25 protein-coding genes, 1 tRNA gene and 1 riboswitch are annotated in these 26542 nt (G+C 42.0%); of the genes, 21 read left to right on the forward strand and 5 right to left on the reverse strand.

Annotated features, from left to right (window positions below; translation table 11 throughout):
- Window positions 1-49: 49 nt before the first annotated feature.
- Window positions 50-979 (reverse strand): membrane protein insertase YidC, encoded by a 930-nt coding sequence (yidC, locus tag EKB01_RS07595; RefSeq protein ID WP_167266501.1) that lies wholly within the window; start codon window positions 977-979, stop codon window positions 50-52.
- Between the two features lie 77 nt (window positions 980-1056).
- Complete coding sequence (locus tag EKB01_RS07600; RefSeq protein ID WP_001174619.1) at window positions 1057-1335, reverse strand: acylphosphatase; 279 nt, start codon at window positions 1333-1335, stop codon at window positions 1057-1059.
- Between the two features lie 33 nt (window positions 1336-1368).
- On the opposite strand from EKB01_RS07600, the gene EKB01_RS07605 reads away from it, so the two are divergent.
- The 11 genes from EKB01_RS07605 (at window position 1369) to EKB01_RS07655 (ending at window position 10158) form a co-directional block, all read left to right on the forward strand.
- Window positions 1369-2109 carry an RNA methyltransferase gene (locus EKB01_RS07605; RefSeq protein ID WP_167266392.1) on the forward strand — a complete coding sequence of 247 codons (741 nt, stop codon included), beginning with the start codon at window positions 1369-1371 and terminating at the stop codon, window positions 2107-2109.
- A gap of 54 nt (window positions 2110-2163) precedes the next feature.
- Window positions 2164-2847, forward strand: coding sequence for a Bax inhibitor-1/YccA family protein (locus EKB01_RS07610; protein WP_167266394.1), 684 nt, complete (start codon window positions 2164-2166; stop codon window positions 2845-2847).
- A 109-nt stretch (window positions 2848-2956) separates the two neighbouring features.
- A complete protein-coding gene (gene asnA / locus EKB01_RS07615; protein ID WP_000747987.1) occupies window positions 2957-3949 on the forward strand; it encodes an aspartate--ammonia ligase in 993 nt (330 codons plus the stop codon).
- A gap of 64 nt (window positions 3950-4013) precedes the next feature.
- A complete protein-coding gene (rsmD, locus tag EKB01_RS07620) occupies window positions 4014-4553 on the forward strand; it encodes a 16S rRNA (guanine(966)-N(2))-methyltransferase RsmD (RefSeq protein WP_000706949.1) in 540 nt (179 codons plus the stop codon).
- Window positions 4543-5031, forward strand: coding sequence for a pantetheine-phosphate adenylyltransferase (gene coaD, locus EKB01_RS07625; RefSeq protein WP_109289886.1), 489 nt, complete (start codon window positions 4543-4545; stop codon window positions 5029-5031). The genes rsmD and coaD overlap by 11 nt, the downstream gene beginning before the upstream one ends.
- A complete protein-coding gene (locus tag EKB01_RS07630; RefSeq protein WP_096753361.1) occupies window positions 5015-6052 on the forward strand; it encodes a SepM family pheromone-processing serine protease in 1038 nt (345 codons plus the stop codon). Before coaD ends, EKB01_RS07630 begins: the two co-directional genes overlap by 17 nt.
- A gap of 55 nt (window positions 6053-6107) precedes the next feature.
- Window positions 6108-6338 carry a DUF1146 family protein gene (locus tag EKB01_RS07635; protein WP_080619411.1) on the forward strand — a complete coding sequence of 77 codons (231 nt, stop codon included), beginning with the start codon at window positions 6108-6110 and terminating at the stop codon, window positions 6336-6338.
- Between the two features lie 23 nt (window positions 6339-6361).
- Complete coding sequence (murA, locus tag EKB01_RS07640) at window positions 6362-7645, forward strand: UDP-N-acetylglucosamine 1-carboxyvinyltransferase (protein ID WP_084852082.1); 1284 nt, start codon at window positions 6362-6364, stop codon at window positions 7643-7645.
- A complete protein-coding gene (locus EKB01_RS07645; protein WP_000739701.1) occupies window positions 7632-7826 on the forward strand; it encodes a DNA-directed RNA polymerase subunit beta in 195 nt (64 codons plus the stop codon). The genes murA and EKB01_RS07645 overlap by 14 nt, the downstream gene beginning before the upstream one ends.
- A gap of 40 nt (window positions 7827-7866) precedes the next feature.
- The gene (locus EKB01_RS07650) at window positions 7867-8691 is read left to right on the forward strand and encodes a DNA/RNA non-specific endonuclease (RefSeq protein ID WP_045616474.1); all 825 of its coding nucleotides are present in this window, start codon (window positions 7867-7869) and stop codon (window positions 8689-8691) included.
- Window positions 8692-8826: 135 nt separating this feature from the next.
- Window positions 8827-10158: a hemolysin family protein gene (locus EKB01_RS07655; protein WP_000390009.1), complete on the forward strand. Its 1332-nt coding sequence runs from the start codon at window positions 8827-8829 to the stop codon at window positions 10156-10158.
- Between the two features lie 134 nt (window positions 10159-10292).
- On the opposite strand, the gene EKB01_RS07660 is transcribed toward EKB01_RS07655, so the two are convergent.
- A tRNA-Cys gene (locus EKB01_RS07660) sits at window positions 10293-10363 on the reverse strand.
- Between the two features lie 306 nt (window positions 10364-10669).
- Between EKB01_RS07660 and EKB01_RS07665 the strand changes: the two genes are divergently transcribed.
- From EKB01_RS07665 to EKB01_RS07685, 5 genes are all read left to right on the forward strand, one after another.
- Window positions 10670-12646 carry a peptide ABC transporter substrate-binding protein gene (locus EKB01_RS07665; protein WP_033585521.1) on the forward strand — a complete coding sequence of 659 codons (1977 nt, stop codon included), beginning with the start codon at window positions 10670-10672 and terminating at the stop codon, window positions 12644-12646.
- Window positions 12647-12712: 66 nt separating this feature from the next.
- Window positions 12713-14209: an ABC transporter permease gene (locus EKB01_RS07670; RefSeq protein WP_000759887.1), complete on the forward strand. Its 1497-nt coding sequence runs from the start codon at window positions 12713-12715 to the stop codon at window positions 14207-14209.
- Window positions 14209-15135 (forward strand): oligopeptide ABC transporter permease OppC, encoded by a 927-nt coding sequence (oppC, locus tag EKB01_RS07675; RefSeq protein ID WP_000103693.1) that lies wholly within the window; start codon window positions 14209-14211, stop codon window positions 15133-15135. The genes EKB01_RS07670 and oppC overlap by 1 nt, the downstream gene beginning before the upstream one ends.
- A gap of 8 nt (window positions 15136-15143) precedes the next feature.
- A complete protein-coding gene (locus EKB01_RS07680; RefSeq protein ID WP_167266397.1) occupies window positions 15144-16211 on the forward strand; it encodes an ABC transporter ATP-binding protein in 1068 nt (355 codons plus the stop codon).
- Window positions 16212-16221: 10 nt separating this feature from the next.
- Window positions 16222-17151, forward strand: a complete 930-nt coding sequence (locus EKB01_RS07685; protein WP_167266400.1) for an ATP-binding cassette domain-containing protein — start codon at window positions 16222-16224, stop codon at window positions 17149-17151.
- An 88-nt stretch (window positions 17152-17239) separates the two neighbouring features.
- On the opposite strand, the gene EKB01_RS07690 is transcribed toward EKB01_RS07685, so the two are convergent.
- Window positions 17240-18679 carry a TrkH family potassium uptake protein gene (locus tag EKB01_RS07690; RefSeq protein WP_033585524.1) on the reverse strand — a complete coding sequence of 480 codons (1440 nt, stop codon included), beginning with the start codon at window positions 18677-18679 and terminating at the stop codon, window positions 17240-17242.
- Between the two features lie 3 nt (window positions 18680-18682).
- Window positions 18683-20032 carry a Trk system potassium transporter TrkA gene (trkA, locus tag EKB01_RS07695; protein WP_033585525.1) on the reverse strand — a complete coding sequence of 450 codons (1350 nt, stop codon included), beginning with the start codon at window positions 20030-20032 and terminating at the stop codon, window positions 18683-18685.
- Between the two features lie 402 nt (window positions 20033-20434).
- Between trkA and EKB01_RS07700 the strand changes: the two genes are divergently transcribed.
- The 5 genes from EKB01_RS07700 (at window position 20435) to pheT (ending at window position 26407) form a co-directional block, all read left to right on the forward strand.
- A complete protein-coding gene (locus tag EKB01_RS07700) occupies window positions 20435-20938 on the forward strand; it encodes a tRNA (cytidine(34)-2'-O)-methyltransferase (RefSeq protein ID WP_167266402.1) in 504 nt (167 codons plus the stop codon).
- Between the two features lie 40 nt (window positions 20939-20978).
- A riboswitch (FMN riboswitch) is annotated at window positions 20979-21196 on the forward strand.
- Window positions 21197-21349: 153 nt separating this feature from the next.
- Window positions 21350-21913, forward strand: coding sequence for an ECF transporter S component (locus EKB01_RS07705; RefSeq protein WP_042768262.1), 564 nt, complete (start codon window positions 21350-21352; stop codon window positions 21911-21913).
- Window positions 21903-22553, forward strand: coding sequence for a phosphatase PAP2 family protein (locus EKB01_RS07710; protein WP_167266405.1), 651 nt, complete (start codon window positions 21903-21905; stop codon window positions 22551-22553). Before EKB01_RS07705 ends, EKB01_RS07710 begins: the two co-directional genes overlap by 11 nt.
- Window positions 22554-22825: 272 nt before the next feature.
- On the forward strand, window positions 22826-23872 hold the full coding sequence (gene pheS / locus EKB01_RS07715; RefSeq protein ID WP_167266408.1) for a phenylalanine--tRNA ligase subunit alpha: 1047 nt from the start codon (window positions 22826-22828) through the stop codon (window positions 23870-23872).
- A 129-nt stretch (window positions 23873-24001) separates the two neighbouring features.
- The gene (gene pheT / locus EKB01_RS07720) at window positions 24002-26407 is read left to right on the forward strand and encodes a phenylalanine--tRNA ligase subunit beta (RefSeq protein ID WP_167266410.1); all 2406 of its coding nucleotides are present in this window, start codon (window positions 24002-24004) and stop codon (window positions 26405-26407) included.
- Window positions 26408-26542: the final 135 nt, after the last annotated feature.

Raw genomic sequence — 26542 nt, forward strand, 5'->3', positions numbered from 1 at the left:
AGGCTTTTGTAATGCAAAAAAGGCTTAGCCTTTCAGCTAAGCCGTTACCTTATTTTCTAGAATGTTGTTTACCAGCATTACGTTTTTTATGTTTCTTAGTAGTCGTAATTGCAGTTGCTTGGTTAGGAGTGATATCTTTTCGCCCGCCTGTAGTTGATGCTGAACTTGCTTTTGGTGGATTTTTGGCAAATTCTTCACGAACTTTTTTGCGAAGTTTTGGACGAACAACATAGTTAACGATGAACTGTTGGAGAATCATCATGAAACCACCGACAACCCAGTAAAGTGTCACACTGGCTGGTGCGAAGAGGGAGAAGACGACAATCATGAGTGGGCTCATGTAAATCATTTTCTTGAGTTGATCTCTTTGCATCTCATCTTCTACTCCGTGAAGTGAAAGGAGTGATTGGAGATAGTAGAGGATACCAGCGAAGGCGACAAGGATCATACTTGGGGAACCGAGATTGATACCCAAGAAGGTAGAGCTAGATACTCCATCAGTATACTGGGCTGCAAAGTAGATAGCAGAGAAGAAAGGCATCTGAATGAGGATAGGGAAGCATCCTACACCACCGAACATGCTGATGCCGTTTTCTTTTTGTGCAGCAAAGAGAGCCTGTTGTGCTTCTAGTTTTTCTTCCTGAGTTGTTGCCTCTTTAAGGCGTGTTTGATGTGGTTCAAGGACATGTTTGAGGGCATTCATCTTTTCAGAGTGAAGCGTTGCCTTCCATGATTGGTAGATACCAAGTGGCAAGATAATCAAGCGCACGATAATGGTTACGATAATGATAGCCACACCAAAGCCTAGACCTTTATCAGTAGCGAAGTACTTGATAGCCTCTGCCATAGGCGATCCGATAGTGTTCCAGATAAAACCAGTAGGTTGTCCTGTTGCTTTGTCTACTTGGACACAGCCTGACAAGACGAGTAGCATAGCCACTCCCATAGCAGAGAGGGCAAAACGTTTAATAGATTTCAATGTTTTCATTCCTTCTTTAAAAATTATACCTTTCTATTCTACTGTTTTTTTGTAAAATATACAATAGTTCTAGAGACCTAATTTGCGACTTTGAAGTCTGGATAGGATGAAAAGTTGCTCATTTGTACATCTAGATAGGTAACTTTTGAAAAAGGTGTCGGACCTTTTCGGATTTCTTGGATAAATTTTGCCATAGTGGCAGAGGAGTCTGCCTGAGCAAGAATTTCCACTGTGCCATCGTCGTTATTCCAGACACGACCAGTGATGCCACCGATTTCAAGAGCTAAAGTATAAACACCCCAGCGAAAACCAACACCCTGCACCCTACCTTGGGCAATCATTCTAACCTTTTGCATACCAAACCCCTTTGATTGTGTTATAATACTTCTATGACTATTATAACCTCAAAAGCCAATTCTGTGGTAAAAAATGCCAAGAAATTGCATCAAAAAAAATATCGAAAGTCTACCTATTTGATTGAAGGCTGGCACTTGTTTGAAGAAGCTGTTCAAGCAGGAGTGACGATTGAGAAGATTTTTGCCTTAGAAAGTTACCGAGATCAGCTAGCCACTTTTCCTCAAACTGTCTGGGTCTCTGAAGAAGTTTTGCTAGATTTAGCAGATACGCAAACTCCTCAAGGGATTGTTGCAGTGATTCAAAAAGAGGAAGTAGGACTGCCTGATTTCCGTCAGGGTAAGTTTCTATTTTTAGAGGATGTCCAAGATCCTGGTAATGTGGGCACCATGATTCGAACTGCGGATGCGGCAGGTTTTACAGGGGTTATTGTTTCTGATAAGTCAGCAGATATCTACAGTCTCAAAACTCTGCGTTCCATGCAAGGAAGTCATTTTCACTTGCCCATCTATCGGATATCTCTTGCTTCCTTTGTAGAAGAGGCAAAGAAGAGCAACTTGCCCATTCTGGCAACGACCTTATCTAAAGATTCCAAGGATTATCATGAGCTTTCTCCCTTAGAAAACTTTGCTTTAGTCATGGGAAATGAAGGACAGGGGATTAGTTCTATCATGGCTGAGAGTGCTGATCAGCTGGTTCATATTGGCATGAAAGGTCGAGCAGAAAGTCTCAACGTGGCAGTTGCAGCAGGTATATTGATGTTTTATTTTAGCTAATTTATAAAATCTTTGTTATAATCAAGACATATTTATAGAAAAAGGAGAATCAGAATGAATCAAACAATTATTCAAGAACGTTCAGGTCTCAATCAATTTTACGCCAAAGTTTATGCTTTTGTGGGACTTGGGATTGGTCTATCAGCTCTCGTGTCAGCTTTGATGTTGACAGTTTTTCAGTCTCAATTGATCTACTTTTTAATGCATGGCCGTCTCTGGTTGATGATTGCAACTTTTGCAGAACTTGCTCTGGTCTTTGTTGCAAGTAGCATGGCTGCCAAAAACAGCCCAGCAGCTCTGCCAGTATTTTTAGTTTATTCTGTTTTAAATGGATTTACGCTTAGTTTTGTCGTAGCCTTCTATACACCTGGGACCGTCTTATCAGCCTTTGTATCTAGTGCCCTTCTCTTCTTTGTCATGGCGGTAATCGGAATTTTCACCAAGAAAGATTTGAGTGGCATGGGACGAGCTTTGATGGCGGCGCTTGTTGGCCTCATCATTGCCATGGTTGTGAATCTATTTTTAGCTAATAGCTTTTTTGACTACATGATTAGTATTGCTATGGTTTTGGTTTTCTCAGGTTTGATTGCTTGGGACAACCAAAAGATTCGCTATGTTTATGAGCAGTCACGAGGACAAGTAGCGACAGGTTGGATCATCTCAATGGCACTCAGCATCTACCTAGACTTTATCAACCTCTTCCTTAGCATCTTACGAATCTTTGGTCGAAACGATTAATGAATGACAGAGTCAGTGTTCGAAAGAGCACTGACTTTTTCTCATTTACTCTTTTCTTTTCTTGGAAATAGGTGTATAATGCTTTTAACTAATTTTTGAGGAGCCGTTTATGAAGAAAAGTTTTATTCATCAGCAAGAAGAGATTTCCTTTGTCAAAAACACCTTTACCCAGTATTTGAAAGATAAGTTAGAAGTTGTTGAAGTTCAAGGTCCTATCTTGAGCAAGGTTGGTGATGGGATGCAGGACAACCTGTCCGGTGTCGAACATCCAGTATCCGTAAAGGTCTTGCAGATTCCAGATGAAACTTATGAAGTCGTTCACTCACTAGCCAAATGGAAGCGCCACACCTTGGCTCGGTTTGGTTTCGGTGAGGGTGAAGGTCTTTTTGTCCACATGAAGGCCCTTCGTCCAGACGAAGATTCGCTTGATGCGACTCACTCTGTATATGTAGACCAGTGGGACTGGGAGAAGGTTATTCCAAATGGTCAACGCAATATTGCTTATCTCAAAGAAACCGTAGAGAAGATTTACAAGGCTATTCGTCTGACAGAGCTAGCCGTAGAAGCACGCTACGATATTGAATCCATCTTGCCAAAACAAATCACCTTTATCCATACAGAAGAGTTGGTGGAACGTTATCCAGACCTAACACCGAAAGAGCGTGAAAATGCGATCTGTAAAGAGTTCGGGGCAGTCTTCTTGATTGGTATCGGTGGCGAGTTGCCTGACGGGAAACCTCATGACGGCCGTGCACCTGACTACGATGACTGGACAACAGAGTCTGAAAATGGCTACAAAGGGTTGAATGGCGATATTCTCGTTTGGAACGAATCTCTTGGTTGTGCCTTTGAACTTTCTTCTATGGGGATTCGGGTAGATGAGGATACACTTCGTCGCCAAGTGGCTCTTACAGGAGACGAAGATCGGCTTGAGCTGGAGTGGCATAAAGCCCTGCTTAACGGCCTTTTCCCATTGACAATCGGTGGAGGTATCGGACAGTCTCGGATGGCCATGTTCCTTCTTCGTAAGAAACACATTGGAGAAGTTCAGACCAGTGTTTGGCCTCAGGAAGTCCGCGATACGTATGAAAATATCTTGTAGAGAATCGAACCGCAAGGTTCGGTTTTCTTTCTCTTTTTGCCTATAATTTGGTATAATAAACGGTATGAAAATCGTATCAGGAATCTACGGAGGGCGTCCCCTCAAGACGCTAGAAGGCAAGACGACGAGGCCGACATCAGATAAGGTGCGTGGAGCTATCTTTAACATGATAGGTCCCTATTTTGAGGGCGGTCGTGTCTTGGATCTCTATGCTGGCAGTGGTGGTCTGTCTATTGAAGCTGTGTCAAGAGGGATGTCCCATGCTGTCTTAGTGGAACGGGATAGAAGGGCACAAGCTATCGTCGCTGCAAATATCCAAATGACCAAGGAAGTTTCCAAATTTCAGCTCTTAAAGATGGAGGCTGAACGGGCCTTGGAGCAGGTGACAGGTCCCTTTGACCTGGTCTTTTTAGACCCTCCCTATGCCAAGGAACAAATCGTTGCAGATATCGAAAAAATGGCAGAAAGAAACCTATTTTCCGAAGAAATCATGGTTGTCTGCGAAACCGATAAGTCTGTAGAACTTCCAGAAGAAATCGCCTGCTTAGGCATCTGGAAGGAAAAAATATATGGGATTAGTAAGGTGACTGTCTATGTCAGATAAAATTGGATTATTTACCGGTTCATTTGATCCAATGACAAATGGACATCTGGATATCATTGAACGTGCCAGCAAACTCTTTGATAAGCTTTATGTCGGGGTGTTCTACAATCCCCACAAACAAGGCTTTCTCCCTGTTGAAAATCGCAAACGGGCAGTCGAAAAAGCGGTAGCGCATTTAGATAATGTAGAGGTGCTGGCTTCTCATGACCAACTAGTCGTAGATGTTGCAAGAAGATTGGGTGCTAAGACCCTTGTCCGTGGCTTGCGGAATGCCACCGACTTGCAATACGAGTCTAGTTTTGATTACTACAATCATCAACTGGCTCCAGAAATCGAAACCATTTACCTATATAGTCGCTCAGAGCATCTTTATATTAGCTCTTCAGCCATGAGAGAACTTCTGAAGTTTGGTCAGGAGATTCAGCAATATGTACCAAACAGTGTTGTGGAGGAATTAGAACATGAAGAAAAAAACTAGATGGCCCTTATATGTCATCCTAGCACTAGTAGTGACTTTTTTAGCCTTTGTAGTACCTTTACCCTACTACATAGAAGTTCCAGGTGGAGCGGAAGATATTCGTCAAGTTTTAAAAGTCAATGAAACAGAAGATACAGAAGCAGGAGCTTACCAGTTTGTAACAGTCGGTATTCGGCATGCAACTCTATCGCATCTTGTCTATGCTTGGTTAACACCTTTCACGGATATTAGAAGTGCCAAGGAGACTACGGGTGGCTCTACTGATGCGGAGTTTATGCGGATCAATCAGTTCTACATGCAAACATCCCAAAACATGGCCAAGTATCAAGGACTGAAGACGGCTGGAAAGGATATCGAACTCAAGTACCTGGGTGTCTATGTCTTGACCGTGACGGACAATTCAACTTTTAAGGGCATTCTGAACATTGCAGATACCGTGACGGCTGTTAATGACAAAACGTTTGACAGTTCAAAAGACTTGGTCGACTATGTCAATTCTCAACAATTAGGGGATACGGTCAAGGTAACCTATGAAGAAGACGGAAAAGTAAAGTCTGCTGAAGGTAAAATTATCACTCTCGAAAACGGAAAAAACGGGATTGGGATTGGTTTGATTGACCGTACGGAAGTAACCAGTGATGTTCCAATTCGCTTCTCCACAGCTGGTATCGGTGGGCCAAGTGCAGGTCTCATGTTTAGCCTCGCTATCTACACCCAGATAGCAGATCCAGGACTTCGTAATGGCCGCATCGTTGCGGGAACGGGAACTATTGATCGTGATGGGAATGTTGGTGACATTGGTGGAATTGACAAAAAAGTAGTTGCAGCCTCTCGCCAGGGAGCCAACATCTTTTTTGCTCCTGACAATCCAGTCACTGAGGAAGCAAAAAAAGCAGATCCCAATGCGAAAAGCAACTATGAAACAGCCCTAGAAGCTGCTAAAACGATCAAAACAGAGATGAAAATCGTTCCGGTTAAAACCTTGCAGGATGCGATTGATTACCTTAAAAACAATCCCTAATTCGTAGAAAAATAGAAAACTAGCGCGCAAGCGGATAAGATGGTATAATAGTCAAATGGTTCAATTATTATTCACTCTAAGTAGTCATATACTCTTTATTTATTTGAGTTTTTACCTTTTGAAGGATCTTGTTAGATGGGAGAAGGTTTTAAAAGTGAACGCTACTAACACAAAAAAGGTTCGTTTGTTGGTCGGCTTCTTTAGTATTGTGATGGGCTACATCTTGAGTTCATTCTTTATCAGTTTGTACCAACTGTGGCAAGAAGCACTTAGAGGACTATTATAAAATCAAAAGTAAAGGAAATAACTATGGAAAAAATTGTGGTTCAAGGCGGAGATAATCGTCTGGTTGGGAGTGTGACAATCGAGGGAGCAAAGAACGCAGTCTTGCCCTTGTTGGCAGCGACTATTCTAGCAAGCAAGGGTAAGACCGTCTTACAAAATGTCCCAATCTTGTCAGATGTGTTCACCATGAATCAAGTAGTTCGTGGTCTGAATGCCAAGGTGGACTTTGATGAGGAAGCTCATGTTGTCGAGGTTGATGCGACTGGTGATATCACGGAGGAAGCTCCTTATAAATATGTCAGCAAGATGCGAGCATCCATCGTTGTCTTGGGACCAATCCTTGCTCGTGTAGGTCATGCCAAGGTATCCATGCCAGGGGGATGCACTATCGGGAGTCGTCCGATCGACCTCCACCTCAAAGGTTTGGAAGCTATGGGGGCTAAAATCACTCAGACAGCTGGTTACATCGAAGCCAAGGCAGACCACTTGCATGGCGCTCATATCTACATGGACTTCCCTAGTGTCGGCGCAACACAAAACTTGATGATGGCAGCAACTTTAGCTGATGGTGTGACAGTCATTGAAAATGCTGCGCGTGAGCCAGAAATTGTTGACCTCGCTATCTTCCTTAATGAAATGGGAGCCAAGGTCAAGGGAGCTGGTACCGAAACAATCACAGTGACTGGTGTCGAGAACCTCCATGGTACGACTCATACTGTAGTACAGGACCGTATTGAAGCTGGAACCTTTATGGTAGCAGCAGCTATGACTGGTGGGGATGTTCTCGTTCGTGATGCAGTATGGGAGCACAATCGTCCCTTGATTTCAAAACTACTTGAGATGGGTGTTGAAGTGACAGAGGAGTCAGAAGGTATCCGTGTTCGTTCTCAACTTGAAAATCTCAAGGCTGTTCATGTAAAAACCTTACCACATCCAGGATTCCCAACAGATATGCAGGCACAATTTACAGCTCTGATGACAGTCGCAAAAGGGGAATCCACCATGGTGGAAACGGTGTTTGAAAATCGCTTCCAACACTTGGAAGAAATGCGCCGTATGGGCTTGCATTCAGAGATTATCCGTGATACAGCTCGTATTGTTGGGGGACAGGCTTTGCAAGGGGCAGAAGTTCTATCAACGGACCTTCGCGCTAGTGCGGCTTTAATTTTGACAGGTTTGGTGGCGCAAGGAGAAACAGTTGTCGGTAAATTAGTCCACCTTGATAGAGGTTACTACCGCTTCCATGAGAAGTTGGCTCAGCTAGGAGCGAAGATTCAGCGAATCGAGGCAAATGATGAAGAAGAATAAAAACTTACGCTATGTACTCCGTCGTTTACTGTTGATTTTTATCGTACTATTGCTAGGCTTTCTGGCTTTAGGAATCGGCTTGATGGTAGGCTATGGCATCCTAGGAAAGGGACAGGATCCATGGGCTATCTTGTCTCCAGCAAAGTGGCAGGAATTGATTAGCAAATTTACAGGAAATTAGACTGGGAGACCAGTCTTTTTCTAAAGAAATAAGGAGAAAAATGGACAAAAAAACAAGACAAGCTCTGATAGGATTACTTCTATTCTTACTATTGGCTGCTGGAAGCTACTACATCAAGCAGATGCAGACAGCGCCAAACTCCCCTAGAACAAAGGTTAGTCAGAAAAAACAAGCTTCAGAAGCTCCTAGTCAGGAGTTGGCAGAAAGTGTCTTAACCGAGTCAATCAAAAATCAAATTAAGGGGGGGCTCGAGTGGAATGGAGCAGGGGCCTTCATTGTCAATGGCAATAAAACCAATCTAGATGCCAAGGTTTCCAGCAAACCCTATGCGGATAATAAAACAAAGACAGTGGGAAAAGAAACAGTTCCAACTGTTGCCAATGCCATCTTATCCAAAGCGACTCGGCAGTATAAGAATCGTGAAGAGACTGGAAATGGCTCAACCTCTTGGACGCCACCAGGATGGCATCAGGTCAAGAATCTAAAGGGAGCCTATACACATGCAGTTGATAGAGGACACCTGCTGGGCTATGCCTTGATAGGAGGTCTGGATGGTTTTGATGCCTCTACTAGCAATCCCAAGAACATTGCAGTCCAGACAGCTTGGGCAAACCAAGCACAGGCTGAAGATTCGACAGGTCAGAACTACTATGAGAGTTTGGTCAGAAAAGCCTTGGACCAAAACAAGAGGATCCGTTATCGGGTGACGCTCCACTATGCGACAAATGAGGACCTAGTTCCATCGGCTTCACAAATCGAAGCCAAGTCTTCAGATGGCGAATTGGAATTCAATGTCCTAATCCCCAATGTTCAAAAGGGAATCCAGCTTGATTACCAAACGGGTCAAGTAACAGTGACAGATTAGAAACAATAGATATAATAAAAACAGCTCCTTTGTCTTCTAGAGGCAGGGGAGTTGTTCTTTAAATGAAAAATAATGTGAATCCTGATCGATTTTATGATATAATGGAACACAAGATACTATTTTAGGAGAAGGACTATGGAAGACCCGAGCAGTCAGCATTTGTTGCTACAGTTTGTATTATTATTTATCTTGACCTTGTTAAATGCTTTTTTCTCAGCCACTGAGATGGCAATGGTGTCACTAAACCGTTCCCGAGTAGAACAAAAGGCAGAAGAGGGAGACAAACGTTACATCCGTTTGTTAAAGGTACTTGAAAATCCTAACCACTTTTTATCAACGATTCAAGTTGGTATCACGTTAATTACCATTTTGTCTGGGGCCAGTTTAGCGGAGACTCTAGGACGCGAAATTGCATCTTGGATAGGGAACAGTGAAACAGCTTCCGCTATTGCAAGTTTTCTATCTTTAGCGTTTTTGACCTATATTTCCATTGTTTTTGGGGAACTCTATCCCAAGAGAATTGCTCTAAATCTGAAAGATACCTTGGCTATCCGAACAGCACCAGTCATTATTGGTTTGGGGAAAATTGTCAGTCCCTTTGTTTGGCTTTTGTCAGCCTCAACGAATCTATTGAGCCGTGTGACGCCAATGACCTTTGATGATGCTGATGAAAAGATGACACGTGATGAAATTGAGTATATGCTTACCAATAGTGAAGAAACGCTGGATGCAGATGAGATTGAAATGCTACAGGGAGTCTTTTCTTTAGATGAACTAATGGCTCGTGAGGTAATGGTGCCTCGAACAGATGCCTTTATGGTGGATATTCAGGATGACAGTCAAACGATTATCGAGAGTATTTTAAAGCAAAATTTCTCACGTATCCCTGTTTATGATGGGGATAAGGATAATGTTATTGGTTTGATCCACACCAAGCGCTTGTTGAATGCCGCTTTTGTGGATGGCTTTGACAATATTGTCTGGAAACGAATTCTCCAAACGCCACTGTTTGTTCCTGAGACTATCTTTGTGGACGATCTTCTTAAAGAACTTCGAAATACCCAAAATCAAATGGCCATCTTACTAGATGAATATGGTGGAATGGCTGGTTTGGTAACTCTGGAGGACCTCTTAGAAGAAATTGTTGGTGAGATTGATGATGAGACTGACAAGGCTGAAATTGAAGTCCATCAAATAGGAGAAGATACCTATATCGTTCAAGGTACCATGAATCTTAATGATTTTAATGACTACTTTGATGTGGAACTGGAAAGTGATGATGTTGATACCATCGCCGGTTATTATTTGACGGGTGTGGGAATGATTCCAACGACTGAAAAACTCAGTTATGAATTGGTCAGCCAAAACAAACAAATCATCCTAACCAATGACAAGGTGAAAAACGGACGTGTTACCAAGGTAAAAGTCCAAATCACTGAAATAGAGACTGAAGAAGAAACAGAATAAAGCAGTGACTTGAGTCGCTGCTTTTTGTAAATCTATATGGTAGATACAGTTATCCCTATCTATTTGGAATAACAAAAAAGCCCGATTTTACGGGCTTTTTTATTCGGATAATTCCTGTTAATTCAGGTACTGAAAGGCGGTAGACGGATTTGAACCGACGATCAAGCTTTTGCAGAGCCGTGCCTTACCACTTGGCTATACCGCCTCAACGTTTATTATTATACCTTGAAAATCATTTCCCGTCAATAGTTTCTTATTCTAAAATCCAATTTAAGAAGATAGATCATGTCATGTGAAGAAAAAAGGGAAAAGCAACTTGTAAAAATGAAGCTTACAGAGCTAGACAAATTAATTTTCTTTTCCTATAAATACAAATAAAGAATGAGGAAATTCTGACAAAGAGAAGTTTTTTGTAGATATACGCCTAAATATTCTGAAAATTCGTTTACTTTTTAGAAGATATATGTTATAATTTCCAATAAGCCTAAATTTTTCAAGAGGAGTTATATACATGAAAAAAAGCAGAGTATTGGTTGTAGCAGGGGTTGCCTTATTAGCGACTGGCGTACTAGCTGCCTGCAGTTCTAAATCATCTGATTCAACGGCGCCAAAAAATTATGGTTATATCTATTCAGCTGACCCAGAAACGTTGGATTACCTCATTTCAGGTAAACAAAGTACTAAGATTGCCACTTCAAACGGTATTGATGGTCTCTTCACAAATGACAAATATGGGAATTTGACTCCCGCAGTTGCAGAAGACTGGTCAGTCTCAAAAGATGGTTTGACTTATACTTACAAAATCCGTAAAGGTGTTAAATGGATGACATCTGATGGAGAAGAGTACGCTGAAGTAACAGCTAAAGATTTCGTAAATGGTTTGAAACACGCAGCAGATAAGAAATCCGAAGCTCTATATCTAGCAGAAATTTCTGTTAAAGGATTGTCTGATTATTTGTCTGGAAATTCAAAAGACTTTTCTACGGTAGGTGTGAAGGCAGTTGATGATTATACTCTTGAGTATACCTTGAACCAACCAGAACCATATTGGAACTCTAAGATGGCTTATTCAATCTTCTGGCCATTGAACGAAGATTTTGAAAAATCAAAAGGATCAGATTTTGCCAAAGCAACAGATCCTACGTCCTTGCTTTATAATGGTCCGTTCTTGCTAAAAGGTTTGACTACTAAATCTTCTATCGAATTTGCTAAGAATGAGCAGTACTGGGATAAGGATAATGTTCACCTTGATAAAGTTACCCTTGCTTTCTATGATGGGTCAGACCAAGAGTCCATTGAACGTAACTTTACAAGTGGAGCATACAGCTATGCTCGCCTTTTCCCAACAAGTTCAAACTATTCTAAAGTAGCAGAAAGCTATAAGGATAACATCTTCTACACTCCATCAGGACCAGGGATTGCTGGTTTGGGTGTGAATATTGACCGTCAAGGTTACAAATACACTTCTAAGACAACTGATGAAGAGAAGACTTCTACTAAGAAAGCTCTTCTTAACAAGGATTTCCGTCAGGCTTTGAACTTTGCCTTTGACCGTACTTCTTACTCAGCACAAATCAATGGTAAAGAAGGTGCTCCTCTTGCAGTTCGTAACCTCTTTGTGAAACCAGGTTTTGTCTCTGCAGGTGAAAAAACTTTCGGTGACTTGGTAACTGAAAAGATGGCTACTTATGGTGATGAGTGGAAGAATGTAAACTTTGCGGATGGTCAAGATGGACTCTTCAACGCCGATAAAGCCAAAGCCGAATTTACCAAAGCTAAAACTGCATTGGAAGCAGAAGGTGTGAAATTCCCTATCCACTTGGATATTCCAGTAGACCAAACATCTAAAAACTATATCGCACGTATCCAATCTTTCAAACAATCAGTTGAAACAGTACTTGGCGAAGGCAATGTAATCATTGATATCCAACAAGTTTCTAAAGATGAGTTGAACAATATCACTTACTATGCTGCAAGCGCTGCGGCAGAAGATTGGGATCTCTCAGGAGCAGTTGGGTGGAACCCAGACTACGAAGATCCATCAACTTACCTTGATATCTTAAAAACAACGAATGCTGAACAAACAAAAACATATATGGGTTACGAAGGTGCAGATAACGCTGCGGCTGCTCAAGTTGGTTTGAAAGAATACGATAAGCTAGTTGATGAAGCTGCTAAAGAAACAAGCGATTTGAATGTTCGTTATGAAAAATACGCGGCTGCTCAAGCTTGGTTGACAGATAGCTCACTCTTCTTGCCAGCTATGTCATCAAGTGGTGCTGCACCATTCATTTCTCGTGTTGTACCATTCTCTGCATCATACAGCCAGTCTGGAGATAAGAGCTCAGATGTATACTTCAAGTATATTCAGTTGCAAGACAAGGTTGTAACGAAAGCTGATTACGAACAAGCTCGTGAGAAATGGCTCAAAGAGAAAAAAGAATCAAACGAAAAAGTTCAAAAAGAATTGACGAATCACGTTAAATAAATAACTCTCAAGAGAACTTTCTCTCCATGAGGAGAAGGTTCTTTTGGGATTTTAAAAGGAAACGATATGAAAAAATATATTTTTATGCGTGTCTTGCGCTCATTGTTGTCTATTTTCTTGGTGACAACCTTGACCTACACGATTATCTATACGATGGTTCCTCGAAAACTGATTTTCAAGCAGGATACCAACTACAACAAGATTGCAACGACTCCAGATAAGCGGGATAATTATGAGAATACCGTTTATGAACGTATGGGCTATATTGAGTATTACGATACCAAGGAGTTGCAAGAAAAAGCTAGCACAATGGACTCATCTGTAACAGTAGATGCCAATGACACCAATAAGGCAATCTACGAAAAATACATCAACCAACTCGGTAATGGTTGGACGTTAGGTGTCTTTTCAGAGAGTGGTCAGTTCTATGCTACGCGTGAAATTCCAATTTTTGAACGTGTTTTCAAATTCTATGCGAACTTACTTGATATTGATCATACAAACAAGATTCAAGACCCTGAAAATCCAAACTTGGAACGTTATCTTCGTTTTGAAAATGACCCTGCTATCGGTTGGTCATTGGTTGGTTCAGGTACCAAACATAAATACCTTTTGTATTTCAACAATCAATTCCCGTTTGTACACCAAAACTTTGTGAACATTAACTTGGGTGACTCTTACCCAACTTATGCGAACACGCCAGTGCTTCAAGTTATCACACAAGGTCAAGGACAAACTAAGACATCAGAAGTTCAATTCCCTACTGGTAAAAAGACTTCGTCTGTAGATATTTACTCTCGTACCTACAAATCTCCAAGTCAAGCAGATGCGCGTGAAATAGCTAACTATGGTAAAGACGATCCATATACAGCTACAGAAAGTAACTACCAATATCCATCTATGATTGCAAGTTCAGCTGTTGCTGGTTTGATTGGTTTGATTATTTCTTATGCTATTGCGATTCCTCTTGGATCTGCTATGGCTCGCCACAAGAATACTTGGATTGATAGCTTCTCAACAGGTGTTCTAACCTTCTTGCTTGCCCTTCCAACGATTGCCTTGGTTTATATCGTGCGTTTGATTGGCTCATCTATTGGTCTTCCAGACTCATTCCCTATCCTAGGTGCTGGAGATTGGCGTTCCTATGTCTTGCCAGCAGTCATTCTAGGTTTGCTGGGAGCACCAAGTACAGCAATCTGGATTCGTCGTTACATGATTGACTTGCAATCTCAGGACTTTGTCCGTTTTGCTCGTGCAAAAGGTTTATCTGAAAAAGAAATTTCAAATAAACACGTCTTTAAAAATGCCATGGTTCCTTTGGTTTCAGGTATTCCAGGTGCCGTAATCGGGGTTATTGGTGGTGCAACATTGACAGAAACAGTCTTCGCCTTCCCAGGTATGGGTAAAATGTTGATTGACTCTGTTAAGGCATCAAATAACTCAATGGTAGTTGGTCTCGTCTTCATCTTTACATGTATTTCTATCTTCTCACTCTTTGTAGGAGATATCTGGATGACTATGCTTGACCCACGTATTAAATTGACAGAGAAAGGAGGCAAATAATGTCAACAATTGATAAAGAAAAATTTCAGTTCGTAAAACGTGATGATTTTGCCTCTGAAACGATTGATGCTCCTGCCTATTCATACTGGGGTTCTGTATTTAGACAGTTTTTAAAGAAAAAATCAACAGTCATTATGTTGGGAATATTGGTAGCTATTATTTTGATGAGTTTTATCTATCCGATGTTTTCAGACTTTGACTTTAACGATGTAAGTAAGGTTAATGACTTTAGCGCTCGTTTTATTAAGCCCAATGCCGAACACTGGTTTGGTACGGATAGCAATGGTAAATCCTTGTTTGATGGCGTTTGGTTTGGTGCGCGTAATTCTATCCTCATTTCTGTAATTGCTACTTTTATCAACCTTGTGATTGGGGTTATTGTTGGTGGAATTTGGGGGATTTCAAAATCTGTTGACCGCGTCATGATGGAAGTTTATAACATTATTTCAAACATTCCATCTCTCTTGATTGTTATCGTCTTGACTTACTCAATTGGCGCTGGTTTCTGGAATTTGATCTTCGCTATGAGTGTGACGACTTGGATTGGTATTGCTTATTCAATTCGTATTCAAATCATGCGTTACCGTGACTTGGAATACAACCTTGCTTCTCAAACACTTGGAACACCAACCTTTAAAATCATCGTGAAAAATATCATGCCACAATTGGTATCTGTTATTGTTTCTACGATGACCTTGATGTTGCCAAGCTTTATCTCTTATGAGGCTTTCCTCTCCTTCTTTGGATTGGGGTTGCCTGTAACAGTGCCAAGTTTGGGACGTTTGATCTCAGATTACTCACAAAACGTTACGACCAACGCTTACTTGTTCTGGATTCCGTTGACAACCTTGATCTTGGTATCCCTATCTCTCTTCGTTGTTGGTCAAAACCTAGCGGATGCTAGTGATCCACGTACACATAGATAGGAGTAGACATGACAAAAGAAAGTAATGTAATTTTGACTGCTCGCGATATTGTCGTGGAATTTGACGTTCGTGACAAGGTTCTGACGGCTATCCGAGGAGTTTCTCTGGACCTGATTGAAGGAGAAGTTCTTGCCTTGGTAGGTGAGTCTGGTTCTGGTAAATCTGTATTAACAAAAACCTTTACAGGGATGTTAGAAGATAATGGACGCATTGCCCAAGGAAGTATTGACTATCGTGGACAAGACTTGACAGCCTTGACTTCGAACAAAGAATGGGAGAAAATCCGCGGTGCTAAAATTGCGACCATCTTCCAAGACCCAATGACAAGTTTGGATCCAATTAATACAATCGGTAGCCAAATCACAGAAGTTATCGTTAAACACCAAGGGAAAACAGCTAAGGAAGCCAAAGAAATGGCAATCGACTATATGAACAAGGTCGGAATTCCAGACGCTGAAAAACGTTTTGATGAGTATCCTTTCCAATATTCTGGAGGGATGCGTCAACGTATCGTTATCGCGATTGCCCTTGCATGTCGCCCAGATATTTTGATCTGTGACGAGCCAACGACGGCCCTTGATGTAACCATTCAAGCGCAAATCATTGATTTGCTTAAAACCTTGCAAGATGAGTACCACTTCACCATTATCTTTATCACCCATGACCTTGGTGTGGTAGCAAGTATTGCGGATAAGGTGGCAGTTATGTATGCTGGGGAAATTGTAGAGTATGGAACGGTTGAGGAAGTCTTCTACGACCCACGTCATCCATACACTTGGAGTCTCTTGTCTAGCTTGCCACAGCTCGCTGATGATAAAGGGGAATTGTACTCTATCCCAGGAACACCACCATCTCTTTATACTGAGTTGAAAGGTGATGCCTTTGCCCTTCGTTCAGATTATGCGATGCAAATTGACTTTGAACAGAAAGCGCCTCAGTTTTCAGTCACTGATACTCACTGGGCTAAGACTTGGTTGCTTCATGAGAATGCTCCTAAGGTTGAAAAACCAGAAATCATCGCAGATTTACATGATAAAATTCGTGATAAAATGGGCTTTGCTCATCTAGAAGACTAGGAGGAAGGAAATGTCTGAAAAATTAGTAGAAATTAAAGATTTAGAAATTTCCTTCGGTGAAGGAAGCAAGAAGTTTGTTGCCGTTAAAAACGCTAACTTCTTTATCAACAAGGGAGAAACTTTTTCTCTTGTTGGTGAATCTGGTAGTGGGAAAACGACGATTGGTCGTGCCATTATTGGTTTGAATAATACTAGTAAAGGTGAAATCATCTTTGACGGTCATAAGATCAATGGGAAAAAATCTCACAAGGAATCTTCAGAGTTGATCCGCCGTATCCAGATGATTTTCCAAGACCCTGCAGCCAGTTTAAATGAACGTGCGACGGTTGACTATATCATCTCTGAAGGTCTTTACAACTATCACTTGTTCAAAGATGAAGAAGAGCGAAAAGCAAAAGTTCAAAAGATGATTCATGAAGTCGGTCTTTTAAAAGAGCACTTGACCCGTTACCCACACGAGTTTTCTGGTGGTCAACGTCAACGTATTGGGATTGCTCGTGCTCTTGTGATGGAACCTGATTTCGTTATTGCGGATGAGCCGATTTCAGCCTTGGACGTGTCTGTTCGTGCGCAAGTCTTGAACTTGCTCAAGAAGTTTCAAAAAGAATTGGGCTTGACCTATCTCTTTATCGCGCATGACTTGTCAGTTGTTCGCTTTATCTCAGATCGTATCGCAGTTATCTATAAGGGTGTTATCGTTGAAGTAGCGGAAACAGAGGAGTTGTTTAACAATCCTGTTCATCCGTACACTCAAGCACTTCTATCTGCTGTACCGATTCCAGATCCAATCTTGGAACGTAAGAAGGTCTTGAAAGTCTATGATCCTAGCCAACATGACTATGAGACAGACAAGCCGTCTATGGTGGAAATTCGTCCAGGTCACTATGTTTGGGCCAATCAAGCAGAACTTGCTCGTTACAAGGAAGCTCTTAAAAAATAAACAGATTAAGAGAGGACCGAAAGGTCTTCTCATTTTTAATAGAAAAATTCCCCTTTCACTAGCTTGTAAAAGGGGAGCTTTATTGTGATTAGCGTTTGGACCAGGTACGTTTCATAAAGAGAAGCAAAATGGGATAAATCTCTAGACGACCTGCAATCATTGCAAATGAGAGAAGGATTTTAGAGATGGGGCTAAAGATAGCAAAACTAGAAGTTGTACCTAGAATAGGTCCGATGTTATTGAAACAGCTGAAGACAGCACTGGTAACAACTAGAAAATCATTGTTATCTAGACTGACAATGAAGATAAGTGACAGTAAAATCATCACATAAATGACAAAATATTTTAGGACCTTGTGCTGGGTATCCTTATCAATCACAGTTTTATTGACATGTAGAGTCAATACGCGATGAGGAGATAAGATGGACAAGATCTGATTTTTTGCAATTTTTGAAAGGATGAGCCCTCTGATAACTTTGAGTCCACCTGCGGTTGATCCAGCAGAGCCGCCGATTCCCATGAGGAAGAGGAGGATAAATTGGGAGAAGAGGGGCCAGTTGGTAATATCTCCATAACCAAAACCAGTTGTTGTGATGATATTGGACACCTGGAAGAGGGCCATTTCAAAGCTCTTAGAGACACCTTGGTAGAGATGGAGCGTATTGAGCGTAATCAAGCCGGTAGAAACTAGGACAATGATTACATACGTGCGAAGTTCTTCATCACCAAAGAAAGCCTTAACTCGACGGAGCATGAGGTAGTAGTAGAGATTGAAGTTAACCCCAAAAACCAGAACTCCGATACTAACTAGATAGGTGATGAGTGAGCTGCCGTAGTGGGCAATCCCGTCGTTATAGACGGTGAAGCCTCCGGTTCCTGCCGTTCCCATAGCGATGACAAAGCTATCAAATAGAGGCATACCAGCTAGATAGTAGATGACTACAAAAAGTGAGAAGAGCCCTAAGTAAAGCAGATAGAGGATCTGGGCAGTATTTTTTAGTTTGGATACAACCTTACCGAAGACAGGCCCAGGGACCTCAGCCTTCATCACCTCTAAATGACTATTCTTGGCATTGTCCATAATGGCAAGCGCGAAGACGAGTACCCCCATCCCTCCAATCAAGTGAGTAAAACTTCGCCAGAAGAGGAGGGAACGGCTGAGAACGGAGACATCTGTCAGAATGGTTGCTCCTGTAGTTGTAAAACCAGAACTGATTTCAAACAAGGCATCGATGACACTTGGGATTTGTCCTGAAAAGACAAAGGGAAGCGCTCCAAAGAAAGACCATAGAATCCAACAGAGGGCGACGATTAAGACTCCCTCCTTAGTATAAATTCGCTGATTTTTGGGTTTCCGTAAAATTCCCAAGCTACCAAGAAGTATTAAAATTCCAATTGTTGTAAAGAGAGCTGTAAATACTTGGCTGGATTCTTGGTAATAGATTGCTACACTAACAGGCACTAGGAGGAGAACCGCCTCAATCAAGAGAAGTTTTGAGAGGAGGTAACGAATCATACTTTTATTCATCTTTTACCTCTCAATCAGATCATAAATCTTGGTGATATTTGTCAATAAGGTCGTCACGAGTAACTGATCTCCTACCTCAAGTCTGTCCTCTCCAGTAGGGAAGATTGTTTTTCCTTTTCGGATAATGGCTGCGATGAGAACCCCTTTTTTCAATTTCAACTGTGAAAGAGGTTTGGCAGTCATTTTATTAGCTTCCTTGATTTGGAATTGAAGAGTTTCAATTTGACCGTTTGCTAGATGGTGCATGGCTTGAAGGTCTGAGTATTGAGCGTTTACTCGACCACGGATAAAGTGCATAATGGTATCCACTGCAATGCTTTTTGGTGTGATGATACTTGAAAAATCAGGTGCATGGATAATCTCTAAAAGGCTAGTTCGATTCACCTTGGTGATATTCTTATGGACACCAACACGGTCTAAGAACATAGAGGTAATGATGTTTTCCTCATCAACCCCAGTCAAAGTTGCAACTGCATCATAGTTGGGAGCACTTTCCTCAAGCAAGATATCTTTGGCAGTTCCATCTCCCTGTACGATATAGAGATTTGGAAATTTTTCACTGAAGAGACGAGCTCTCTCAGGATTAATCTCGATAACTTTAGTGTCAATACGGCTATCTTTTAAAATGCCAAGTAGGTAATAAGCAATTTTTCCAGCACCAACGATGAGCAAGCTTTTCACTGCACGTGATTTGAAATAGTTATGGAAGAGCATCATATCCACACGATTCCCAGTAACAAAAATCCTATCTCTGTCCTGAATGGTGATATCACCGCTCGGAATCATAAGTTGATGGTCTCGTTCCATAGCGCAGACAATGATATTGCCAAATTTTTTACGAAAATCTGAGATTGGCATTTGACAGAGACCACTGGAATCTTTGACAACAAACTCCATCAGGTTGACCCGTCCCCCTGAGAACCGCTCAACTGAGAGTGCATTCGGGAAATCAATGATATTTGAGATAGCACGGGCGGCTAGGAGTTCTGGGTTAACGATAAGTGAGAATCCAAGAATATTTTTCTCTTTGAAATAGGCATTGGAGTATTCAGGATTTCGCACTCGAACGATGGTTTCTTTAGCGCCCATTTTTTTAGCAAGTACTGCTGAAATCATATTCACTTCATCGTGTTCCGTTAGAGCAATAAAGATATCACACTCTTGAACGCCGGCTTGCTCTAAGATAGCAAAGTCTGCTCCATTTCCAAGGAGTCCCATGATATCAAAGCGACTGACAATATGATCGAGAACAGCCTCATCTTGTTCGATGAGGACAACGTCGTGTTTTTCTGCAACCAGTGAACGACAGAGGGCGAAACCGACTTTCCCTCCACCAACAAGGACAATTTTCATATAAAAACCCTACTTTTTCATGATGTAACTATCATACCCTTTTTTCGCAAAAAATGCACTTACCAAGCCATTTTAGAGGATAAGAAAAGACTTTTTGTAAGTTTTCAAAGATAAAATTGCTCACCTTTCATAGAAATGTCTATTATATGAAGTGATTTCGCTCATTTAATATCCTTTCTCAGAAAAAGAATGACTAAGTATGGAAATATTATCAAAAAAAGTAAAAAAATCAAGTCATTTCTATTGACAATGATTCTGAAAGTGTTATACTAAGAAAGTAGTTTCGCTGATTTACTTCAAACCTGTTGTGAGGTAAGTTAACGATGCCTTAACCACGCTGTTTGCTGAGCTTGACTCCGGGCAGTGTGGCTATTTTTTTGCAATGATAAAAGGAAGCCAGTCATGACAAATCACATTGTATTATTTGAACCTCAGATTCCACAAAATACAGGTAACATTGCGCGTACTTGCGCTGCGACCAATTCTCCCCTCCATATCATTAAACCAATGGGCTTTCCCATTGATGATCGCAAGATGAAACGGGCTGGTTTGGATTATTGGGATAAGTTAGAAATTCATTTTTATGACAGTTTGGAAGATTTCATGTCTCAGATGAGGGGTAAACTCTATCTGATTTCAAAATTTGCGGAAAAGGTCTATTCTGAAGCAGATTTATCGACGGACGAGGACCATTATTTTCTCTTTGGACGTGAAGACAAGGGCTTGCCTGAGAATTTCATGCGTGAACATCCTGAGAAGGCTCTCCGTATTCCTATGAATGATGAACATGTCCGCAGTCTCAATGTTTCCAATACCGTCTGCATGATTGTATATGAGGCTCTTCGTCAGCAGAATTTTGCAGGTCTTGAGCTTGTTCACACCTATGAAGCAGATAAATTGAAATAATCAAAATGCTTGCACTTGCAAGCGTTTTTTGTTATGATAAAGGGGTCTTCAGGGCTGGGTGTAATTCCCGACCGGCGGTGACTTTAACTAGCTATTTTGGCTTACTCTTCGTTGTCTTGTCTCGATATACTTAAGTATTATCTTCGACTGCGACGCCTAGATTAATCCAAAATATCTTAGTTAAAGAAGTCCGCGAGCGCAAGCTGATGTGGTGCGATTCCACAACCGACAGTATAGTCTGGATGGGAGAAGACGAAAGAATGGCTTTGTCTGTTCTGATGAGTTTATTGATGAATTGCAACCGCTTGCTCAAAAGAGTGAGGGGGAACTTTTGGGATATAAAAAGTGAGAATAGATAGAGGGATCCTTTCCAACTTCTTCTGATTTTATAGAAAATTGGAGGAACCTGTTATGACAAACACACGTCGAATTTCGACCATTGCGATTTTATCAGCCATTTCATTTGTGCTGATGTACTTTGACTTTCCGCTCTTGCCAGCGGCAACCTTCCTCAAGATCGAGTTTAGTATCTTGCCAGTCCTTGTGGGCTTGGTGGTGATGGATTTGCCAGCTGCCCTAGGAATTCTCTTGATGCGCTCACTCTTGAAGTTGCTTCTGAATAGCCAAGGAGTGAACACTTACATTGGCTTGCCAATGAATATCGTAGCCTTGGGAGTTTTTGTCATCGTCTTTGGTTTGATTTGGAAAAAGGAACGCAGCACCCTTCGTTTCCTACTAGCATCTCTAGCGGGAACTTTTGGATTGACTTCTGCGATGTTGGTTCTCAACTATGTCTATGCGGTTCCTTTATACGCGCAGTTTGCCAACTTTGATATTAGAGAAATTATAGGACTTTCTAACTACTTGATGACTATGGTTTTACCTTTTAACCTGATTGAAGGTATCATCTTTGCCGTTTCATTCTGGTTGTTATACCTCCTCTTGAAACCAACCTTAAAACATTATGAGAGATAAACAAACATTTTTAATGAAGGGCAGTTTTGCCCTTTTACTTTTCGTCCTTCTTGGCTATATGGTTAAGTTCTATCCTGAGACACTGGTCGGTTTTGATCAACCGATTCAGACTGCCCTTCGTGGGGACTTGCCAGATTATTTGACAGTTCTGTTCCGTGCCCTTACACATTTGATTGATATCCCAGTGATTATCACCTGGGTTGCCATCGCAGCTGTTATCTTTTATCGTAAGCAGTGGAAGATAGAAAGCTACTTCATGGCGGGCAATCTAGCCTTAGCTGGTCTTTTAATCGTGACCTTTAAAAATATTTACCAGCGCCCACGACCAGCTATCTTACATTTAGTCGAGGAGAAGGGATTTTCCTTCCCAAGTGGCCATTCTCTGGCAGTGACGCTGATGGTAGGGACTTTGATTGTCATCCTCAGTCAACGAATTAAAGATCCAGTCTGGAGAAAAATCGTACAAATCGTGCTAGGTCTCTACCTAGTCAGTGTCTTGGTGTCAAGAGTCTATCTGGGAGTTCACTATCCATCAGATGTCCTTGCCAGTCTCTGTGTGGGCTTGGGAGTCCTGTTTATAGAGTTTCCTTTTTACGATAAGCTCCGCTTCCAATGGCGATTTAAAGGCAAGCAGAAGTGAGATAGGTCTTGCAAGAATGGTAAAAATCTGATAAACTAAGTAGTAATTGAATAGAAATCCGCAAGACTAGTAACTCAAGGGAAGTATATCAGGGAGGAGAGCCGTGACTGCAAGCTCTCTATATGAAAGCTGGGTGAATTCACTTGCGCATGGATTTAGAAATGAAGGTCTGACTTGTCAGATGAAAACGGATGGTACCGCGTGTCAACGCTCCGAGTGGAGTTTTTGGCATGTGGTTTTCTTTTTATCTACGAGGGACTGATGGAGGAATTATGTCAACTATTGAAGAACAATTAAAAGCGCTTCGCGAAGAAACGCTGGCTAGCTTGAAGCAGATTACTGCTGAAAATGAAAAAGAGATGCAAGATTTGCGTGTCTCTGTCCTTGGTAAAAAAGGGTCGCTTACGGAAATCCTCAAAGGGATGAAAGATGTCTCTGCTGACATGCGCCCAATCATCGGGAAACACGTTAATGAAGCGCGTGATGTCTTGACAGCAGCCTTTGAAGAAACAGCTAAGCTCTTGGAAGAAAAGAAAGTCGCAGCTCAACTAGCTAGCGAGAGTATCGATGTGACGCTTCCAGGTCGCCCAGTTGCGACTGGTCACCGTCATGTTCTTACACAAACCAGTGAAGAAATCGAAGATATTTTTATCGGGATGGGTTACCAAGTCGTGGATGGTTTTGAAGTGGAGCAAGACTACTATAACTTCGAGCGTATGAACCTTCCAAAAGATCACCCAGCTCGCGATATGCAGGATACTTTCTACATCACAGAAGAAATCTTACTCCGTACTCACACGTCTCCAGTTCAGGCGCGTGCTATGGACGCCCATGATTTTTCAAAAGGTCCTTTGAAAATGATCTCACCTGGGCGTGTATTCCGTCGTGATACGGACGATGCGACCCACAGTCACCAGTTCCACCAAATCGAAGGTTTGGTTGTTGGGAAAAACATCTCTATGGCTGACCTTCAAGGAACCCTCCAGTTGATTGTACAAAAAATGTTTGGTGAAGAGCGTCAAATCCGTTTGCGTCCATCTTACTTCCCGTTCACAGAGCCTTCTGTTGAGGTTGATGTTTCTTGCTTTAAGTGTGGTGGAGAAGGCTGTAACGTATGTAAGAAAACAGGTTGGATCGAGATTATGGGTGCTGGTATGGTTCACCCACGTGTCCTTGAAATGAGTGGTATTGATGCGACTGTTTACTCTGGCTTTGCCTTTGGTCTTGGTCAAGAGCGTGTAGCTATGCTCCGTTACGGAATCAACGATATCCGTGGATTCTACCAAGGAGATGTCCGCTTCTCAGAACAGTTTAAATAAGATTGAAACCTGAAACACAGTCCTATACAGTCCTAGTCATTTTCTCTCGATGAGAACGGTGAGGACTGACTCGAAGAAAAAGAAAGGAATTGAAAAGGTCTTACTTGGTGAGATCTTACAATCAGAATTATGCTTGTATCTTATAAATGGTTAAAAGAATTGGTGGACATTGATGTGCCATCACAAGAGTTGGCTGAAAAAATGTCAACTACAGGGATTGAGGTCGAAGGTGTCGAATCCCCTGCTGCTAGTCTCTCAAAAATTGTCGTCGGTGAGGTCTTGTCTTGCGAAGATGTACCAGAAACTCACCTCCATGTTTGTCAGGTTAATGTCGGCGAAGAAGAAGCCCGTCAGATCGTTTGTGGTGCCCCAAATGTGCGTGCTGGTATCAAGGTCATGGTGGCTCTTCCAGGAGCTCGTATCGCGGACAATTACAAAATCAAAAAAGGGAAAATCCGTGGCTTAGAGTCTCTCGGAATGATTTGCTCACTTGGTGAATTAGGTATTTCTGACTCAGTTGTGCCAAAGGAATTCGCAGATGGTATCCAAATCTTGCCTCAAGATGCTATTCCTGGGGACGAAGTCTTTTCTTACCTAGACTTGGATGATGAAATTATCGAACTTTCAATCACTCCAAACCGTGCAGATGCTCTATCTATGCGTGGAGTAGCGCACGAAGTGGCAGCTATCTATGACAAGGCAGTTAGCTTTAAGAAATTCAGTTTAACAGAAACAAATGAAAGTGCAGCAGATGCTCTTTCTGTAGGGATTGAAACAGATAAGGCGCCATATTATGCGGCCCGTATCTTGGACAGTGTGACCATCGCACCAAGTCCACAATGGTTGCAAAACCTTCTTATGAACGAAGGCATCCGTCCGATTAACAATGTGGTCGACGTGACCAACTATATCCTACTCTACTTTGGTCAGCCTATGCATGCCTTTGACTTGGATACCTTTGAAGGCAATGACATCCGTGTGCGTGAAGCGCGTGCTGGTGAAAAGTTGGTGACCTTGGACGGTGAAGAACGTGAGTTGGAAACAAATGATTTAGTGATTACTGTCGCTGACAAACCAGTCGCCCTTGCAGGTGTCATGGGTGGAGAGGCTACAGAAATCTCTGAAAAATCTAGTCGTGTTGTGTTAGAAGCTGCTGTTTTCAATGGCACATCCATTCGTAAGACTAGCGGACGCCTTAACCTTCGTTCGGAATCATCTTCTCGTTTTGAAAAAGGGATCAATGTGGCAACAGTCAATGAGGCCTTGGATGCTGCAGCTAGCATGATTGCAGAACTTGCAGGTGCGACGGTGCGTAAGGGCATCGTTTCAGCGGGTGAGCTTGACACTTCAGATGTAGAAGTATCTTCAACTCTTGCCGATGTCAACCGTGTCCTTGGAACAGAACTTTCATACGCTGATGTCGAAGATGTCTTCCGTCGTCTTGGCTTTGGTCTTTCTGGAAATGAAGACAGCTTTACCGTTAGCGTTCCACGTCGTCGTTGGGATATCGCCATCGAAGCGGACCTCTTTGAAGAAATCGCTCGTATCTATGGTTATGACCGTTTGCCAACCAGTCTTCCAAAAGATGATGGTACAGCAGGTGAATTGACTGCAACACAAAAATTGCGTCGCCAAGTCCGTACGATTGCTGAAGGGGCAGGCTTGACAGAAATCATTACCTACGCTCTAACAACTCCTGAAAAAGCAGTTGAGTTCACAGCTCAACCAAGTAACCTTACAGAACTTATGTGGCCAATGACAGTGGATCGCTCCGTTCTTCGTCAAAATATGGTCTCAGGTATCCTTGATACGGTTGCCTACAATGTGGCTCGTAAGAACAAAAACTTGGCTCTTTACGAGATTGGAAAAGTCTTTGAACAAACAGGCAATCCAAAAGAAGATCTACCAAATGAGATCAATAGCTTTGCCTTTGCCTTAACCGGCTTGGTTGCTGAAAAAGATTTCCAAACGGCAGCAGTTCCAGTTGATTTCTTCTATGCTAAGGGAATCCTTGAAGCGCTCTTTACTCGCTTGGGACTAGAAGTGACCTATGCAGCAACAGCTGAGATTGCAAGTCTCCACCCAGGACGTACAGCCGTGATTTCACTCGGCGACCAAGTTCTTGGTTTCCTTGGCCAAGTGCATCCAGTCACTGCCAAGGCTTACGATATTCCAGAGACTTATGTAGCTGAACTGAACCTTTCAGCCATCGAAGCTGCGCTCCAACCTGCTGCCCCATTTGTGGAAATCACGAAATTCCCAGCGGTTAGTCGTGATATTGCTCTACTTCTCAATGCAGAAGTCACTCACCAAGAAGTTGTAGATGCTATCCGAGCTGCCGGCGTGAAACGATTGACAGATATCAAACTCTTTGACGTCTTCTCAGGCGAAAAACTGGGAGTTGGTATGAAGTCAATGGCTTACAGCCTGACCTTCCAAAATCCAGAAGATAGCTTGACGGACGAGGAAGTCGCACGCTACATGGAAAAAATCCAAGCATCACTCGAAGAAAAAGTGAATGCAGAAGTACGTTAACTCATCAATCCATCCTTCGGGGTGGATTTTTAGTTTCAAAAGGACAGTTCAGAAGAGAAAAGCAACAGTTGAGAGAGGAATCATCTCAGAAAGCCTTTAATGAGCTATACTTAAGTTATCACTGAACCGCTTAAA

The organism is Streptococcus sp. CCUG 71758 (genome assembly GCF_011714815.1).
Taxonomy (GTDB): Bacteria; Bacillota; Bacilli; order Lactobacillales; family Streptococcaceae; genus Streptococcus; species Streptococcus halitosis.

What these genes read in the sequence shown, in the direction of transcription:
- EKB01_RS07600 (WP_001174619.1), bottom strand. Translation starts at nt 1,335, where the DNA reads ATGCAAAAGGTTAGAATGATTGCCCAAGGTAGGGTGCAGGGTGTTGGT.
- EKB01_RS07605 (WP_167266392.1), top strand. Translation starts at nt 1,369, where the DNA reads ATGACTATTATAACCTCAAAAGCCAATTCTGTGGTAAAAAATGCCAAG.
- EKB01_RS07610 (WP_167266394.1), top strand. Translation starts at nt 2,164, where the DNA reads ATGAATCAAACAATTATTCAAGAACGTTCAGGTCTCAATCAATTTTAC.
- asnA (WP_000747987.1), top strand. Translation starts at nt 2,957, where the DNA reads ATGAAGAAAAGTTTTATTCATCAGCAAGAAGAGATTTCCTTTGTCAAA.
- rsmD (WP_000706949.1), top strand. Translation starts at nt 4,014, where the DNA reads ATGAAAATCGTATCAGGAATCTACGGAGGGCGTCCCCTCAAGACGCTA.
- coaD (WP_109289886.1), top strand. Translation starts at nt 4,543, where the DNA reads ATGTCAGATAAAATTGGATTATTTACCGGTTCATTTGATCCAATGACA.
- EKB01_RS07630 (WP_096753361.1), top strand. Translation starts at nt 5,015, where the DNA reads ATGAAGAAAAAAACTAGATGGCCCTTATATGTCATCCTAGCACTAGTA.
- EKB01_RS07635 (WP_080619411.1), top strand. Translation starts at nt 6,108, where the DNA reads ATGGTTCAATTATTATTCACTCTAAGTAGTCATATACTCTTTATTTAT.
- murA (WP_084852082.1), top strand. Translation starts at nt 6,362, where the DNA reads ATGGAAAAAATTGTGGTTCAAGGCGGAGATAATCGTCTGGTTGGGAGT.
- EKB01_RS07645 (WP_000739701.1), top strand. Translation starts at nt 7,632, where the DNA reads ATGAAGAAGAATAAAAACTTACGCTATGTACTCCGTCGTTTACTGTTG.
- EKB01_RS07650 (WP_045616474.1), top strand. Translation starts at nt 7,867, where the DNA reads ATGGACAAAAAAACAAGACAAGCTCTGATAGGATTACTTCTATTCTTA.
- EKB01_RS07655 (WP_000390009.1), top strand. Translation starts at nt 8,827, where the DNA reads ATGGAAGACCCGAGCAGTCAGCATTTGTTGCTACAGTTTGTATTATTA.
- EKB01_RS07665 (WP_033585521.1), top strand. Translation starts at nt 10,670, where the DNA reads ATGAAAAAAAGCAGAGTATTGGTTGTAGCAGGGGTTGCCTTATTAGCG.
- EKB01_RS07670 (WP_000759887.1), top strand. Translation starts at nt 12,713, where the DNA reads ATGAAAAAATATATTTTTATGCGTGTCTTGCGCTCATTGTTGTCTATT.
- oppC (WP_000103693.1), top strand. Translation starts at nt 14,209, where the DNA reads ATGTCAACAATTGATAAAGAAAAATTTCAGTTCGTAAAACGTGATGAT.
- EKB01_RS07680 (WP_167266397.1), top strand. Translation starts at nt 15,144, where the DNA reads ATGACAAAAGAAAGTAATGTAATTTTGACTGCTCGCGATATTGTCGTG.
- EKB01_RS07685 (WP_167266400.1), top strand. Translation starts at nt 16,222, where the DNA reads ATGTCTGAAAAATTAGTAGAAATTAAAGATTTAGAAATTTCCTTCGGT.
- EKB01_RS07690 (WP_033585524.1), bottom strand. Translation starts at nt 18,679, where the DNA reads ATGAATAAAAGTATGATTCGTTACCTCCTCTCAAAACTTCTCTTGATT.
- trkA (WP_033585525.1), bottom strand. Translation starts at nt 20,032, where the DNA reads ATGAAAATTGTCCTTGTTGGTGGAGGGAAAGTCGGTTTCGCCCTCTGT.
- EKB01_RS07700 (WP_167266402.1), top strand. Translation starts at nt 20,435, where the DNA reads ATGACAAATCACATTGTATTATTTGAACCTCAGATTCCACAAAATACA.
- EKB01_RS07705 (WP_042768262.1), top strand. Translation starts at nt 21,350, where the DNA reads ATGACAAACACACGTCGAATTTCGACCATTGCGATTTTATCAGCCATT.
- EKB01_RS07710 (WP_167266405.1), top strand. Translation starts at nt 21,903, where the DNA reads ATGAGAGATAAACAAACATTTTTAATGAAGGGCAGTTTTGCCCTTTTA.
- pheS (WP_167266408.1), top strand. Translation starts at nt 22,826, where the DNA reads ATGTCAACTATTGAAGAACAATTAAAAGCGCTTCGCGAAGAAACGCTG.
- pheT (WP_167266410.1), top strand. Translation starts at nt 24,002, where the DNA reads ATGCTTGTATCTTATAAATGGTTAAAAGAATTGGTGGACATTGATGTG.